Source organism: Kocuria sp. KRD140 (genome assembly GCF_017168375.1).
In the GTDB taxonomy this organism is placed as follows: Bacteria; Actinomycetota; Actinomycetes; order Actinomycetales; family Micrococcaceae; genus Kocuria; species Kocuria marina.
In genome coordinates this window covers 175,362-189,975 of sequence record NZ_JABFAW010000009.1, presented here as the reverse complement: position 1 = coordinate 189,975, position 14,614 = coordinate 175,362, and the positions used below count along the sequence as shown (strand labels likewise).

Annotated in this window: 14 protein-coding genes, 1 tRNA gene and 2 pseudogenes; 10 read left to right on the top strand and 7 right to left on the bottom strand. The window is 68.8% G+C overall.

The window, feature by feature from the left end:
- Positions 1-87: 87 nt before the first annotated feature.
- On the bottom strand, positions 88-534 hold the full coding sequence (locus J1M36_RS09675; RefSeq protein ID WP_035964880.1) for a YsnF/AvaK domain-containing protein: 447 nt from the start codon (positions 532-534) through the stop codon (positions 88-90).
- Between the two features lie 105 nt (positions 535-639).
- On the opposite strand from J1M36_RS09675, the gene J1M36_RS09670 reads away from it, so the two are divergent.
- From J1M36_RS09670 to J1M36_RS09660, 3 genes are all read left to right on the top strand, one after another.
- Positions 640-1,275: a tetratricopeptide repeat protein gene (locus tag J1M36_RS09670; protein ID WP_035964882.1), complete on the top strand. Its 636-nt coding sequence runs from the start codon at positions 640-642 to the stop codon at positions 1,273-1,275.
- Positions 1,272-2,267 carry an aldo/keto reductase gene (locus J1M36_RS09665; protein ID WP_342358327.1) on the top strand — a complete coding sequence of 332 codons (996 nt, stop codon included), beginning with the start codon at positions 1,272-1,274 and terminating at the stop codon, positions 2,265-2,267. The genes J1M36_RS09670 and J1M36_RS09665 overlap by 4 nt, the downstream gene beginning before the upstream one ends.
- 182 nt (positions 2,268-2,449) lie before the next feature.
- The gene (locus J1M36_RS09660) at positions 2,450-3,001 is read left to right on the top strand and encodes a DUF2617 family protein (protein WP_162230037.1); all 552 of its coding nucleotides are present in this window, start codon (positions 2,450-2,452) and stop codon (positions 2,999-3,001) included.
- Between the two features lie 207 nt (positions 3,002-3,208).
- Here the strand turns inward: J1M36_RS09660 and J1M36_RS09655 are convergent, their stop codons facing one another.
- Entirely contained in the window at positions 3,209-3,685 is a 477-nt protein-coding gene (locus J1M36_RS09655; protein WP_206479190.1) for a thioesterase family protein, read from the bottom strand.
- 117 nt (positions 3,686-3,802) lie between these two features.
- On the opposite strand from J1M36_RS09655, the gene J1M36_RS09650 reads away from it, so the two are divergent.
- From J1M36_RS09650 to J1M36_RS09640, 3 genes are all read left to right on the top strand, one after another.
- Positions 3,803-4,441, top strand: coding sequence for a YdcF family protein (locus J1M36_RS09650; protein WP_342358326.1), 639 nt, complete (start codon positions 3,803-3,805; stop codon positions 4,439-4,441).
- Positions 4,442-4,729: 288 nt separating this feature from the next.
- Positions 4,730-5,593, top strand: coding sequence for a metal-dependent hydrolase (locus tag J1M36_RS09645; RefSeq protein ID WP_206479189.1), 864 nt, complete (start codon positions 4,730-4,732; stop codon positions 5,591-5,593).
- 113 nt (positions 5,594-5,706) lie between these two features.
- Positions 5,707-5,790, top strand: a tRNA-Leu gene (locus tag J1M36_RS09640).
- Between the two features lie 188 nt (positions 5,791-5,978).
- Here J1M36_RS09640 and J1M36_RS09635 read toward each other — a convergent pair.
- From J1M36_RS09635 to J1M36_RS09625, 3 genes are all read right to left on the bottom strand, one after another.
- Positions 5,979-6,545 (bottom strand): hypothetical protein, encoded by a 567-nt coding sequence (locus tag J1M36_RS09635; RefSeq protein ID WP_206479188.1) that lies wholly within the window; start codon positions 6,543-6,545, stop codon positions 5,979-5,981.
- A 657-nt stretch (positions 6,546-7,202) separates the two neighbouring features.
- Positions 7,203-7,673 (bottom strand): DUF2087 domain-containing protein, encoded by a 471-nt coding sequence (locus J1M36_RS09630; RefSeq protein WP_206479187.1) that lies wholly within the window; start codon positions 7,671-7,673, stop codon positions 7,203-7,205.
- Between the two features lie 77 nt (positions 7,674-7,750).
- Positions 7,751-8,239, bottom strand: coding sequence for an Lrp/AsnC family transcriptional regulator (locus J1M36_RS09625; RefSeq protein WP_162229826.1), 489 nt, complete (start codon positions 8,237-8,239; stop codon positions 7,751-7,753).
- Between the two features lie 164 nt (positions 8,240-8,403).
- Between J1M36_RS09625 and hisC the strand changes: the two genes are divergently transcribed.
- Both hisC and J1M36_RS09615 read left to right on the top strand, forming a co-directional pair.
- Complete coding sequence (hisC, locus tag J1M36_RS09620) at positions 8,404-9,543, top strand: histidinol-phosphate transaminase (protein WP_206479186.1); 1,140 nt, start codon at positions 8,404-8,406, stop codon at positions 9,541-9,543.
- Positions 9,540-11,015 (top strand): annotated as a pseudogene (locus J1M36_RS09615) (amino acid permease). The gene hisC and the pseudogene J1M36_RS09615 overlap by 4 nt, the downstream one beginning before the upstream one ends.
- Here J1M36_RS09615 and J1M36_RS09610 read toward each other — a convergent pair.
- Positions 10,994-11,227 carry a hypothetical protein gene (locus J1M36_RS09610; RefSeq protein ID WP_206479185.1) on the bottom strand — a complete coding sequence of 78 codons (234 nt, stop codon included), beginning with the start codon at positions 11,225-11,227 and terminating at the stop codon, positions 10,994-10,996. The pseudogene J1M36_RS09615 and the gene J1M36_RS09610 sit on opposite strands and share 22 nt — an antisense overlap.
- On the opposite strand from J1M36_RS09610, the pseudogene J1M36_RS12845 reads away from it, so the two are divergent.
- Both J1M36_RS12845 and J1M36_RS13125 read left to right on the top strand, forming a co-directional pair.
- Positions 11,132-11,947, top strand: a pseudogene (locus tag J1M36_RS12845) (thiamine pyrophosphate-binding protein); the annotation flags it as partial. The gene J1M36_RS09610 and the pseudogene J1M36_RS12845 overlap by 96 nt on opposite strands.
- Before the next feature lie 77 nt (positions 11,948-12,024).
- A complete protein-coding gene (locus J1M36_RS13125) occupies positions 12,025-12,720 on the top strand; it encodes a thiamine pyrophosphate-dependent enzyme (RefSeq protein WP_206479183.1) in 696 nt (231 codons plus the stop codon).
- Positions 12,721-12,875: 155 nt separating this feature from the next.
- Here the strand turns inward: J1M36_RS13125 and J1M36_RS09595 are convergent, their stop codons facing one another.
- Complete coding sequence (locus J1M36_RS09595) at positions 12,876-14,348, bottom strand: hypothetical protein (RefSeq protein ID WP_241247052.1); 1,473 nt, start codon at positions 14,346-14,348, stop codon at positions 12,876-12,878.
- Between the last annotated feature and the right edge of the window lie 266 nt (positions 14,349-14,614).

The following is a 14,614-nucleotide window of genomic DNA, read 5'->3' as shown; positions in this document are numbered from 1 at the left end:
GTCGCGAGCGCGGACGACGACGGACCGGCACTCCGCTCGGGGATGCCGGTCCGTTCGAAGCTCTTGCCGCGGGCGACGCCGCGTGACTCAGTGCGCGGGGCGCTCGTCCGTCTCGATGTCCACGCGCTCCTTGCGCAGGGTCTCCTCGATGACCTCGGTGCGCTCGACGCGCTCGGCGACCAGGCGGACACGCTGGTACGGGACCCGCATGGTCTGCACCACGGGCTCGGTGCGGTACAGTATCAGTTCGTCCTCACCCACGGGTAGTTCGCGACCGTCCAGGAACGCCTGACGCTCCTCCTCGGTGATGGGGGTGCGCACCACGTTGGCCTCCTCCGAGGCGAGGGTGACCTCCTGGCGGACGGGCTCACTCACCACGTACTTGCGAAGCCGGGCACGGCCGGTGACCTCCTCCTCGCGGTTGATCACCAGACGCTCCTCGTGACGGATCACGGAAGCATGCTCGTCGTCCGGGGCTGCTGCGTGGCGGGGGTCGCGCGGGTCCTGCCCCGGTGCGGTGTTCTGTACTGCCATCCTGACCTCCTGGGAGAGTGTGGTTTTGAGATTAGCAGCCGGGTTCCGAATCGGCCCACCATGTAGCATCCTTAGATTCTTACTGGGTCCCGGGAGGTTGATCTGATGAGTTACTCGGATGACGGCAACGGTTATTTCACGCGTGCCCTGGACGCCGAGGACCGCGGTGAGCACGCCCTCGCGGAGACCGCGTACCGGCAGGCCATCGAGCTGTTCCACGAATCCGGCGACACCGCCAAGGAACTCGCCGCGTGCCACTACAACCTGGGCCACATCTACGTGGTCATGGAACGCACCAGCAAAGCCGTGGCGGAATACCGCACCGCGCTCGAGTACTTCTCCCAGCTCCCGGGCAGTGGCAAGCACAAGGCCCGCGCGCACCTGATCCTGGGGTCCCTGCTGGTCGAGACCGGGGAGTTGCGCGCGGCCGAGACCCAGTTGTTGGACGCCCTGGGCCAGTACCTGGACGCTCCCCACGAACCCCGCGATCAGGCCGACTGCTACAGCAACCTCGCACGGGTCTACCGCGAGACCCAACGCAATGCCCAGGCCGTGACCGCGTACAACCGTGCCGTGGACTTCTACGAGGAGGTCCCCGATTCCCTGCGCGACCGCTCCGACTGCTTCACCGAGCTCGGCACGGTCTACGAGAGCACGGGCAAACTCGACGAGGCCGCCGCCGCATTCGCCGAAGCCGCCCGCTTGCGCCGCGGCGCCGAGCAGCAGGGCGGGCGCCCGTGAGCACTCCCCTGATCTACGGGTGCATGGCCCTGGGTGGCACCTGGGGTCAGGAGTCCGTCCCGGCATCCCAGTACGACGTCGCTCGCGAGGCCGTGTACGTCGCGCACCGGGCCGGCTTCGAACTCTTCGACCACGCGGACATCTACATCGGCGGTGCCTCGGAGACCCTGTTCGGTCGCATCCTGGCCGAGGACGCCCTTCTGCGGCGCGCGGTGCGGATCCAGACCAAGTGCGGGATCAAGCTGCCGGGTAACACCGGGCCCCAGGGCTCACCCGTCCACTACCGGCTGGACCGGGACTCGGTGCGGTCCTCCCTGGAGGGGTCCCTGCAGCGGCTCGGCGTGGACCACGTGGAGCGGTTGTTCCTGCACCGCCCGGATCCGCTCACGCCCCTGGGCGAGACCGCGCGGGCCCTGGACGAACTGCACCGTGAGGGGCTGATCGGTTCCGTGGGGCTGTCCAACATGACGCCGCATCACGTGGCCGCGTTCCAGCAACTGTTGAGGGTGCCGGTGACCGCGGTGCAGATCCAGATGAGCCTGGCCCACCGGGATTTCGTGGAGTCCCAGGTGCTCGCCAACCACCCGGAGGGGACCGGGGTGTCCTTCCCCGGTGGGCTGCTCGCCCAGTGCATCGCGGACGAGATCGAACTGCAGGCATGGGGTGCCATGGCCGGTGGGATCTATTCGGGTGCACCCGCGCCCACGTCCGGCCTCGCATCCGCGCCCGCTGTCGAGTCCGGCGAGGACGAAGACCCCGTGCAGCGGACGAGCGCCCTCGTGGAGCAGCTCGCCCAGCGCATGGGTGTGTCCCGCGAGGCCGTGGTGGTGGGCTGGTTGCTGCGCCACCCGTACGGTATCCGCCCGGTGGTGGGGACCCTGAACCCGCAGCGGATCGCCGCGTGCGCGCAGGCCCCGCGGGCCGCCGAGCTCATGACCCACGAGGACTGGTACGCACTGTGGACGGCGGCGCGGGGCCGTCCGCTGCCCTGATCCAGACCCTGTCACCGCGGCCGTCCCGCCACGCACCGCGTCCGTGTGAGCCCGGGTGGCATGTATGCGTCGTCATCAAACGGTGACCTTCCGGTGCTTGCCTGCGCCCTGCTCCGTGGATATTTTCTTCTGTAAAGCCGATGCGGCGGGCTGCCGCGTGGCCGAAGAGGGAGAACAAGGCTATGGAGCATCGCTGGCTCACCCCGTTGCACGGGCATGTCGTGTGCCGCCCGGAACAGTTCGGGTACCGCACGGACCTGGGCGTGCTGGACGCACCGGCCGGGCGCTCACTACGAGTGGACGAGCACACGGTCGTGGAACTGCGTGTGGGTTCCGGGCACCACCAATGCGTGATCACCCACGCCGGGGAGCAGTGGGTCGAGACAGTAGGGCTGTTCGAGGACTCCGCGGCGCAACTGCCCACGCTGTGCAGCATCGCCCACCCCACGCCGTTCGCCTCGCACGTGGAAGTGGGCTGCACGGTCACCGAGCACTCCCCCCGCGGTCTGCAGCGGGAACTCGCGCGCCTGCACGACACCCTGGATGCGGCGCCCCTGGCGGTGTGCGTCCAAGACACCGAGGACCCCGCGGCGGTCACCGCCGCTACGTGCCACGCGGACCCGGATTCCCATGCCGTGCTGTGGTGGACGTGGCGGGTCTTGCCGGAAAGCGGCCACATCCTGCGCACCCGCGCGCAGCTGTGGTTGCGGACCCCGGTGAAGCTCGCCGCCTGAGCGACGTCGCCGGCCTGCGCCCTCACGCCGCGAACCCGTACCGCCCCCTCTACGTGCCGGGGCCGGTTACGAACATCTGTGCTGCGATACGCCCCATTTCAGGCCGGATTCGCGTCTTTCCGCAGCACAGATGTAGTGCCCCGCGGGCGGGGCGAGGGCGTGTGGTGCGGCAGCGCGGCGTCGGCGCGGTGCGCGGGTGTGCGCAGGTCAGAACAGCGACGGCGCCGTATACGGTTCCAGCAGTTCGCGCTGTTCGGGGGTCAGGCGCACCACCGTGCGCGTGCTCGGGAGGTAGAACGCGAGCTGGGTCTGGGCCCGGACGCAGGGAGCGCCGTCGGCGGAGTCGAGGATCTCGAACCCCAGGACCAGGGTGGCGGCCCGGGCGGAGACCACCCACACGCGCACGTCCACGGGGACGTTGCGGTACTCGAGCGGGCGCAGGTACTTGACCCGGTGCTCGGCGATCAGCGCCTGGGTGCCCTCCGGGAGCACCGAGAACAAGGGGATCTCGGCGGGGAGGACCTGTTCGCCCGTGCCCACGGGGACGCCGAACGCCGCGATGCGCGCTTCCTCGAGCACACGGATGACCTCCACGTTGTTCACGTGGCCGTACGGGTCCATGTCCCCCCACCGCAAGGGAACCTGGCAGGTCACTGAGCGTTCGAGGTGGTCGTTCGAGCGCATGCGCTGACTCCTTGCTGGGTGTTTACCGGTGCGAGATGCAGAAGCCTCGGAAGGGGTTCCGCTGGATGAGATGATATCCGCGGCATTCCTGCAAAGCCCCACATCGGAAGGACATCCGTGGCACACGCGGCCCCCGGGCAGACCCTCGCCAAGAAGCGGCGGTGGCCCCTGCTGGTGTTGATCGTCCTGACGATCCTCGTGGTGCTGTGGCTCGCGGTGTGCCACGCGGTGCTGGACAACCCCCGCGTGGATCCGCCGAAACGGTCGGACGCGGTGTTCGTGCTCGGACCACCGGACACGTCCCGCATGGCCTACGCCGAGGACCTCGTGTTCAACCAGCACGTGGCCGACACCCTGGTGATCTCCGCCCCGGACCCCCAGCCGTACGAACCACCGCAGATGCAGGAGTACTACTCGACCCGCCCGTTCTGCGCGCCCCGGGAGGGCGTGGAGGTGATCTGCTTCAAACCGGATCCGTCCACGACCCAGGGCGAGGCCATGGAACTGCAGAAGCTCGCCGCGGAACGCGGGTGGGACACCGTGACCGCCGTGACCTTCACCCAGCACGTGCCCCGATCGCGGCTCATCCTCTCCCGCTGTTATCCCGGTGAGCTGCGCATGTCCGCCGTGGACTTCCACATCACGGGCAAGAGCCTGCTCATGCAGTACCTGCACCAGACGGGCGGCTTCATCAAGGCCTGGCTCACACCGGGATGCGATCAACAGCTCCCCTGGAACCCCAAGTCCCTGGACTGAGTTCCCACCTTGATGGGGTGACTGGCGGTGCGCGGTTCCACGCACGCTGGTTCGGCAGGGCAGGGCATGGCCCCGCGCGGGTGGCTGGGCCGCGGTGCACCGACCGTCGTGAACGGATGGCGCGGGGCGCGGACGCGCGGTGGTCGGCTGCCGCGCACAGCACGGATCCGGGCGAGTTGCCGAGGCGTCCTCCGCGGGCGCTTATGCAGGTCGGAACCGGTTCCTACCCTGGGGTCTGCTTCTTCCCCGAGGTCTTGAGAGGACCACCACCATGCCCAGGTTCCCCCGATGATGGGCCCCAGCCATGCCGCGTGCGGTGCAGCCGCGTGGGTGGCGCTGACCGGCACCTACACCGTGCATCTCGCCGACGTCTCCGTCCCGGTGGGTCTGGGGGTGATGCCCGTGGGCGATCCCGGCGTCATCACCGGCGCGCTGATCTGCGCCGGCGCGGCCCTGCTCCCGGATCTCGACCACCCCGGGGGCACGGTCGCCCGCTCCCTCCCGCCACTGTCCACGTGGGTGGCCTGGGCGGTCGGCAAACTCTCCGGGGGTCACCGCAGGGCCACGCACTCGCTCGTGGGGCTGCTCCTGATCATCGTCCTCTCGCTGTTGTCCCAGCGCGCGTCCGTTCCCGTGGGGGACGCCCTGCGCTGGAACTCGTTCTCCTGGCCCGGGACGGGAGGTCAGGCGGGAGAGATCCCGGACGCTGCGGCGTCGTTACCCGGACAGGTGTGGCCCCTGGCGGCGGTGCTGTCCGTGCTGCTCATCGCGTGCGCGGTGAAGGTCCTGGCGTTCGTCCCGGACCGGCTCTCCCACGCGAACTGGATCGTGGGAATCCTGCTGGGGGCGTTCGTCGCCGCGAATCCCCCGCAGGACCCGCGCTGGTTCGTGGTGGCCGTGGGTCTCGGGTGCGCCGTGCACATGCTGGGGGACCTGCTCACGACCCAGGGGATCCACCTGTTGTGGCCCCTGCGCACGTCCCTGCCGCTGCCCACCACGTTCTACAAGGGCCGCTCATTCGTGCGCTTCCCCGTGCTCGGCAACGCGGGCTCCGCCCGGGAGATCGCCCTGCTGGTCCCGGTGACGCTCTACGCGCTCGCCGGACTGTTCTGTGCCAGCGTCACGTGGGCGGGACTCACGGTGAGCATCTGAGGCGCCCACGGCGTCGTCGCCCGAGTTCGATGACGTCGCGATTCGCCAAACGTCGCACGCGTCAGGTATTCTTTTCGACGTTGCTCACCGGCGAATGCCGCGTGGAACAACGAGCGCGAGTGGCGGAATAGGCAGACGCGCACGGTTCAGGTCCGTGTGCCCGAGAGGGCGTGGGGGTTCAACTCCCCCCTCGCGCACCGCAGGAAGTCCCGTTCGACCGGAAGGTCGGGCGGGACTTCGTCATTCGCGGGGCCGGTCGAAGGCAACCGTCTACCGGCGCTTCCCATCGGTCAGTCCCGCGAGACCGAAGCGGCTGGAGACCGCCGGGGCCGACGGCACCCCCGGTCCGGACGACCCCCCCTCGGGCCGCGGCCCCGCTCAGTCGCTACCTCGTAGAGCGTCGGCCTGACTTCGTCAGCCGGCTCGCCAGATCCTGGAGCCGCGTGCGCGCCCAGAGGGTCCGCCATTCGATCTTGCTCACCAAGTCGCCACTCTCCAATGGCATCTTGATCACTGGGTACTCCCACCAGGCTGCGCGGTCAGTATCCTTACTCCAGTTGGCCCGAAACCAGATGTAGCCGATGTGGTAACCGTAGTCGACGCCGGAGAACTTCCCGTCTCGTTGATATGCATTCGATTGGGGGAGACCGACAAAGGTCGTGATCCCTTCACCAAACCCGTCCGTTCGAAGCATCCGATGCGCATCTATGGCCCGCCAATTCCGATGAACCACGAACGTGACTGAGGGGCATCGTGGCGCTCCGTTCAGGAAATTGATGAGGTCATTGGGTATGGGGAGGCGTTGGGTGGCCAGCATGCAACCCACCTGCTTCGCGAAATAGCGACCGAGGTTTGCCGCGCCCGTCTGCCATTCAGCTCCATACACGTCTGCCCATGCCAGGCGCGGCCAGCGGCCCATCTCATCGGCGTGGCTAACGATGAACTGTTCCATGACGTCGTAAGCCAGGTCGAATGGTTGACTCCTAGCGTTGTTGCAGTTGGCACACATGTTTCTGCGCCACTTCACCTGGGCGCCCTTCTTCAGTGACCGCAGTGGGCCCTCAAAGTCATCCGCTTTCTTGTACGTGTTAGACAAGTCGATCCTGCCTGCGTCTGTGCGTGCGACTCTGCGAAGGGTCGAGTACTTGATCCGATGCTCCTCCGTGGTGGCGATGTCCCCGCACCACCAACAGCGATCGGACGGTGGCAAGCGCCAGGCATCGAGCGCAGGATCAAACCCCATTGGTCCTCGTCGCCACAAGTCTTGCGCCCGCTCGTCCCCGTCCACGCCATTATGGTGCCGCACGGTTCCGACAAGATCAGAAATCTTCTGGCCGGTTGGTCTGTACTCAGGTGTGAGGTCTCCACGAACTCAGTTCCTCCCAAACCCTGGCAGAGCCCGTGGTCACATCATGCTGTGAACGGCGCACCGCAGGAAGTCCCGTTCGACCGGAAGGTCGGGCGGGACTTCGTCATTCGCGGGGCCGGTCGAAGGCAACCGTCTACCGGCACATCCCACCGGACGGCTCCGTGGGACCGAAGCCGACGGAGACCGCGGGAACCCTCCGCATCGATGGTGCGGCCGGCCCTCTCGCGCCGCGGCCCCCGCTTAGTCCTCGGTCAGTTCGTAGCGGGTCCCGTCCGGGGAGCGCCTGAGCACTCCCGTGTCCACGGCGTGCCGGCGGAAGAACGCGACGTCGAGCACGAACATCCGCAGCCGCTCATTGAGCGCGGACTCCGCGATGGCTTCCCCCGGGCGGACGACCCGCCGGGCCACCGCGGCCACGACGTCGTCGACCCGGCGCGCGGGCAGGTCCGGCACGTCGATCAGTTCACCCTGCAGCACGCCCTCCGGGCTCAGGTAGCGCTCGAGGACGTCCTGGCCGTCGCGCAGGAACTCATCCGAGACCCGGATCCGCCCGGCCTCCTCCCGCGCGAAGCCGAGCTTCACGAGATTGCCCAGCTCGGGATCGCCCGCGGGGACCTCGCCGGAGGCCAACAATTCGCCGATGGCCGTGCGCGTCCGGAGCCGCCGCAGCATGGCCCACACCGAACGCACGGATCGCAGGTTCGCGCTCACGCGGTCTCCTCCCGTCCGCGGGCGGTGGCTCCGCCCGGTTGCGCCCATCGTGTCACGCGCCGCACGTGGGCGGCGCGTCACTCGGCGGGGGTCTCCCCCGCGCCGCCCACGTGCGCGAACAGGGGCAGCAATCGGTTCTGGAAATGGGTCTGCAGGACGACGACGCTGCGCGTCCGGTTGACCGCGCCCGTCCGGGAGATCGAGTCGATGACCCGTTGCAGGTCGTCGTTGGACCGGGCGACCACCCGCACCATGACGTCGTGGTCACCGGACACCGTGTACATCTCCACGATCTCGGGAATCTCACGCAGGGCCGTACCCACCGGGACGTGACCCACGCCCTGGGAGATCTCGATCGAGACGATCGCCATGACGGGGTACCCGATCTTGGCGGGGTTGAGCATGGGCGCCACACCCTGGATGACCCCGGCGGCCTTGAGCTTGTCCAACCGCGACTGGACGGTGGGCCGGGCGACCCCGAGTTCCCGCGATGCGGCGAGCACCCCGATCCCCGCGTCCTCGCTGAACAGTTCCACGATCCGCACGTCCAGCTCGTCGATCTTCATTCGGTGCCTCGCAGTGTCGGTGGGGAAGGGTGACAATTTGTCCAGTGATCGGCCCCGGGAGCGGCGAAAACTGGACATGATGATCAGTCCGGCCCTGGTTGGTTGTCAACCTCTGAGACGTGTGTCACCGTGACTGCCACCACAAATCCTCTGAGGAGTCCTACGTGACCATTCATTCCTCGCGGGACGCGGCGTCATCCACCGTTCCCCTGCGATCCGCTCTGCGCGACCTCCCGCCGTACACCCCCGGGAAGTCCGCCTCGTCCGACACGGTGCAGCACAAGCTGTCCTCGAACGAGAACCCCTACCCGCCCCTGCCCTCCGTGCTGGACACCCTGACCCAGGCCTGCCCGGACATCAACCGTTACCCGGACATGACGTGCCGCGCCGTCACGGAAGCCGTGGCGCAGCGCTGGGACGTGGCGCCGTCATCCGTGAGCTTCGGCGCCGGCTCCGTGGAGGTGGCCTCCCAGATCATCCGCGCCGTGTGCGAGGAGGGCGACGAGGTCGTCTTCGCGTGGCGTTCCTTCGAGGCCTACCCGATCCTCACGGGCCTCGCCGGGGCCACCGCGGTGCGCGTGGCCCTGGACGAGAACGAGCGGCACGACCTGCCCGCGATGGCCGAGGCCATCACGGACCGCACGCGCGTGGTGCTCGTGTGCACCCCGAACAACCCCACGGGGACCTCCGTGACCGCGGACGAACTGCACGAGTTCATGGCCCGGGTCCCGAGCCACGTGCTCGTGGTGGTGGACGAGGCCTACGTGCACTTCAACGTGGACCCGCAGGCCGCCCGCGGCATCGACTTCTTCCGGGCGTACCCCAACGTGGTGGTACTGCACACCTTCTCCAAGGCGTACGGGCTGGCCGGGCTGCGCATCGGGTACGCGATCGCCCCCGAGTACATCAGCGCCGCCCTGCGCGCCGTGGCCATCCCGTTCGGGGTGACCACCCTGGCCCAGCAGGCCGCGCTCGCGAGCCTCGCGGCGGAGGCCGAGATCCAGGAACGCATCACGGCCCTCGTGGAGCAGCGCACCCTCGTGCACCGTGAACTCACCGAGCAGGGCTGGGACGTCGTGGAATCCCAGGCGAACTTCGTATGGTTGCGCACGGGGTCCCACACGGCGGACGCGGAAGCGATCTTCAACGACCACGGAGTGATCGTGCGGGCCTTCGCGGGCGAGGGCATCCGCGTCAGCATCGGGAGCCCCGCCGCCAACCAGACCTTCCTCCTCGCGGCCCGGGACGTGCTCGAGCACCTCGCCGCCGCCACGTCCCACGCACCGGGAGCCGCTCGTTCATGAAAACCACCGTGACCCCCGCCCCGGAGCGCTCCGCAGAGCACGCTCCCGCGGATTCGACGAAGACCGTCCGCGGTCTGAAACAACGCCAGCTGACCATGATGGGGCTCGGCGGTGCGATCGGCGCCGGGCTCTTCCTGGGAAGCGGCAAGGGGGTGGCCGTGGCCGGGCCCGCCATCCTGGTCTCCTACATCGTGGCCGGCGCCCTGGTGATCCTGGTGATGTGGATGATCGGCGAACTCTCCGCCGCGAATCCCGCCAGCGGCGCGTTCTCCACGCACGCCCAGAACGCCTTCGGCCCGGTCGCCGGGTACACGGTCGGCTGGCTCTACTGAATCCAGTTGGCCGTGGTGACCGCCGCGGAAGCCGGTGGCGCGGCCACCATCCTCACGGGCATCCTGCACAACACGCTCGACGGCGCGGCCGTACCGCCCACGTGGTTGCTGGGCCTGATCTTCATGGCCGTATTCACGACCATAAACATGTTCGCGGTGAGCAAGTACGGTGAGTTCGAGTTCTGGTTCGCGTTCATCAAGGTGGCCGTGATCCTCGCGTTCCTGCTGGTGGGCGTGCTCATGCTGATCGGCGTGATCCCGGGTCACGCGGGTGGGCTGTCCAACTTCGCGCACTTCGCACCCTCCGGGCTCAGCGGCATCGGCGCCGGACTGCTGATCGTGATCTTCGCGTTCGGCGGCACGGAGATCGTCGCGATCGCCGCGGGTGAGACGCAGGACCCGCAGCGCAGCGTGGCCACGGCCATCCGCACGGTCGCATGGCGCATCTGCATCTTCTACATCGGTTCGGTCTTCGTGATCGTCGCGATCCTGGAGCCCTCCCAGGCGGATCCGCCCGAGGGTCCCTTCGCGGCCGTGCTCAACGTGGCGGGCCTGCCCGCGGCGGGCAACATCATGGCGTTGATCGCCGTGTTCGCCCTGCTCAGCGCTCTGAACGCGAACATCTATGCCGCATCGCGCATGTTGCACTCGCTGTCCCAGCGCGGTTACGCCCCGGGTGCCCTCATGCGCACGGGCCGCAACAGCGTGCCGCGGCGCGCGGTGCTGCTGACCGTGATGTTCGGTTTCGTCGCCGGGATCCTCGAGGCCATCTTCCCGGGCAAGGTCCTGGACACGCTGTTGGCCATCGTGGGCTCCACGATCATCGTCATCTGGATCTCGATCGCCGCGTCCCAGATCACGCTGCGTCACCGTCGTGACCGGGCGAACCCCGGGGTGCGGTCCACCACGTACCGCATGCCGCTGTTCCCGTTCCTGTCCTACCTGGCGGTGGCCATGCTGGTGGTCATCATCGTGGTGGGCATGCTCGACGCCGCCACGCGCACCCAGTTGCTGCTCACGCTCACCGCCACGGTGATCATCGCGATCACCGGCGTCTTCATGACCCGCCGCGTGCCCTCCGACCGCGCCGACCTCGACGCCGACGCCGATCACTCCGATCACGCGCCCACCGTCCGGTAGGCAGAGAGGAACCTCCCATGACCACGCCCGCTGTCTCCCGCCCCGACCATGACCTCGCCACCCCGACCCTTCGGACCGCCGGTGAAGCGGTCGTGGCCGGGCTGCGGGAGCACGGCGTGGACACCGTGTTCGGCATCCCCGGGGTGCAGACCTACGAACTGTTCGACGCCCTGCGCCGCGAACCCGGCATCGAGGTGATCGGTGCGCGTCATGAACAGGCGTGCGCCTACATGGCGCTGGGCTACGCCCAGTCCACCGGCCGGCCGGGAGTGTTCAGCGTGGTCCCGGGACCGGGTGTGCTCAATGCCGGCGCGGGCATGTTGACCTCGCTGGCCACGAGCACGCCCACCGTGTGCGTGACCAGCGAGATCCCCACCCAGTTCATGGGCCGGGGCATGGGACACCTGCACGAGATGCCGGACCAGCAGGCCACGGTGTCCTCGTTCACCAAGTGGGCCTCCACGGTCGTGGATCCCTCGGAGGTCCCGAACGCCATGACCCGGGCCTTCGAGGAGGCGACGACCGGGCGGCCCGGCCCGTCCGTCGTCGCCGTGCCGTGGGACGTGCTGACCCGGACGGCGGAGATGCCCCGGGTGGCCGCGCAACCCGCCGCGGCCGACGGGGCGGACGACGGCGCGGACGGGGACCTGGTGCGACGCGCCGTGGAGGCACTCACGAGTGCGCGCAACCCCATGATCATGGTGGGCAGCGGGGCCAGTCACGCCGCGGATCAGATCCGCGCGCTGGCCGAGAAGCTGCAGGCGCCGGTCGTGTCCCTGCGCGGTGGCCGGGGCATCATCCCGGACGACGACCCCTTAGGGTTCACGAGCGCCGAGGGCTTCGAGCGGTGGGCGCACACGGACGCGCTGCTCGCCGTGGGGACCCGGCAGGAACTCGTGTGGTTCCGCTGGCCGGACACTCCCGAGAGCCTCGTGAGCGTGAACGTGGACATCGATCCCGCCCAGCACGAGCGGTTGCGCCCAGACGTGGGGTCACCGGGGACTCCCGCGTGGTGTGCACCCAGCTGCTCGACGCCCTCGAGCAGCTCCCCGAGCGCGCCTCCCGGCGGGAGGAGTTCGCGGCGCTCAAGGCCGCCACCCGGGCGGAGATCGCCGAACTCACTCCGCACAGCGACTACCTCGCGGCCATCCGTGACGTCCTCCCCCGGGACGGGTACTTCGTGGAGGAGGTCTCGCAGATCGGTTTCGCGTCCTACTTCGCACTCGAGATCTACGAACCGCGCCACTTCATCACGTGCGGCTACCAGGGCAACATGGGCTATGGCTTCCCCACGGCGTTGGGTGTGCAGGCCGCGCACCGTGACGCCGTGGTGGTCTCCGTAACGGGCGATGGCGGGTTCCTCTACGGCGTGCAGGAACTCGCGACCGCCGTGCAGTACGGGCTCAACGTGATCACCGTGGTCTTCGACAACGCGGCGTTCGGCAACGTGCAGGCCGACCAGATGCGGATCTACGGCCACGGCTCGGCCACCGAGCTGCGCAACCCGGACTTCGTGGCGATGGCCGAGTCCTTCGGGGCCCTGGGGCTGCGCGCCACGACCCCGGACGAGCTGCGCACCGCCTTGGACAAAGCGGTACGCGCTCAGCGCCCCACGGTGATCGAGGTGCCCATGCCGTTGTCCCTCGAGCAGAGCCCGTGGAAGTTCATCATGCCGGCGAGCCGGTCCCGGGCCGCCGAGCGCTGAGCCTCCCGGACCCGGGACCTCGCAATCAACGCGCGCCACACAGCGTTCGAACCGTGGGCGTCACGCCCTCGTCCGGACGATGGGCGCAACACCCCGGGTGGCACGCCCCGGACGCGCGGCAACGGCCGTGCGTCCGGGGCACCGGCCGGGTACCGCTACCCCCGACTCACCGTGACCTTGCCGGTGGAGCGGTGCCACGTGGCCACCACACCGCGGGAGAAGCGCTGGGCCATACCACCAGCGACGGCGTACTCGTCGGTCGCGGGGTATCCCCACGCGTGTTCGTGCCCGGCCTTCTGCCAGGCCATACCGATCCCGCCGCTGAGCTTGATCACACGGGTGCCCGTGGCCGGGGAGTACATGGCGCGGTAGCGGGCGTTGCCGTTGCGGAAGTCCTGGTAGGCGCCGCCGGGGATCTTGCGCTCCGCCATCACGGGATAACCCCACCCGCGCTCCAGACCGGCGGCCTTGTAGGCGTTACCGATCCCGGTCCCCCACTTCACGGGGTGGGCGCCGGTCGCGGGGCTCCAGTAATACGTGTAGTTCTTCGTGTAGCCCTGGTAGACCCCGCCGGCGCGGCCCGTGGGCTTCTCCGCCGACGTCGGTTGCCCGTACGTCCCTGCCCCGCCCGTGGCGAGGTAGTGGGTCCGGATGGCCCCGCGCAGCCAGGACGCCTGAGGGGTGCCCAGTGTGGCGGTCTGGCCCGTCGTCGTCGGCGCGGGCGGCAGCGTGGCCAGGCCCTGGGCGATCAGGCCCACGATGTCGTAGTCCTCGTGGTCGTAGCCCTGCAGGGTCTTGAGGGAGGTGCGGGTGAACCCGTCCGCCCGGAACCGCTTCATGCCCTGGGCTGCGGCGGCGGACGCGGACCACGTGGGCGGGTTGGTGCTTCCGACCACGTCCTTGGTCCCGGCGTACCACGTGATCGGTAGGGAGCGCACCGCGGCACTCGGCGCGGTCTGCATACCGCTGGCACCGCCGCCGCCGATGACCGTGGCACCGCCGCCACGGATCCAGTTCTGCCGATCGGCCAGCAGCTCGTACGTGATGAACTCCGCGCCACCCGAGTAGCCGGCGAGCCATACGCGGGAGGTGTCCAGGTCGTAGGTCTTCACGAGGGAGTCCTTGAGGGCCCGGAAGTAGTCGCCGTTACCGTCCGCGTCCTCCCACCACGTGATGCCGTTGGGCTTGGGGTTGTGATCCGGGGAGATGGGGACCACCAGGATCATGTTCTTCTTGCGGGCCTGAGCGGCCAACGCTGTGAGCGCGGTTCCCTTAGGGCTGTGCACCCAGGTCTCGCCGGGGTTGTCGTAGTCGCCGCCCAGGTAGAACAGCACACCCACGGCCTTCGAACGGTCGATGCCGTTCGTGTAGATGTGATAGCTCGAGTTCTTGCCCGCGGCCTTGAAGGGTTTGTGATGGGCGGTCGCGGGAAGGGCGGGGGCCTGGGCCGCGTGCACGGGCGCCTCGGGAACACGCGGCGCGGTCCGGACTGCGGGAACCGCGGGAGCGGCCACTGCGGGAGCGGCGTTCGCCGGGGCCAGGAGTGACGGGGAGAGCGCCAACGGGGACAGCGCCGTGACCACGGCGAGGGCCGCCGCGGGCACCACGGAGGAACGGAAGAAACGCATGGGGGGCTGCTTTCTACATGGGGGGGTATTCAGTTGTGGCCCGCCCGGTCAGCTCATTCCGGGCGCAGCACTGGCCGAGCATCGGGGGAAATGCTCAGCCAGGTGAAGATCATGCCATCGGCGTGATCGAATTTTGCGAACGCGAGGCCCGTGCCGCGTTAATTTTTGGTGTCCCGGCCGCTCGCAGTCGTCGCCCCCCCCCCACGACTGGCCGCCTGCTGTCTCTTATACTCCTCTGCCGCTGCCGACGATAAGGAACGTGTAGC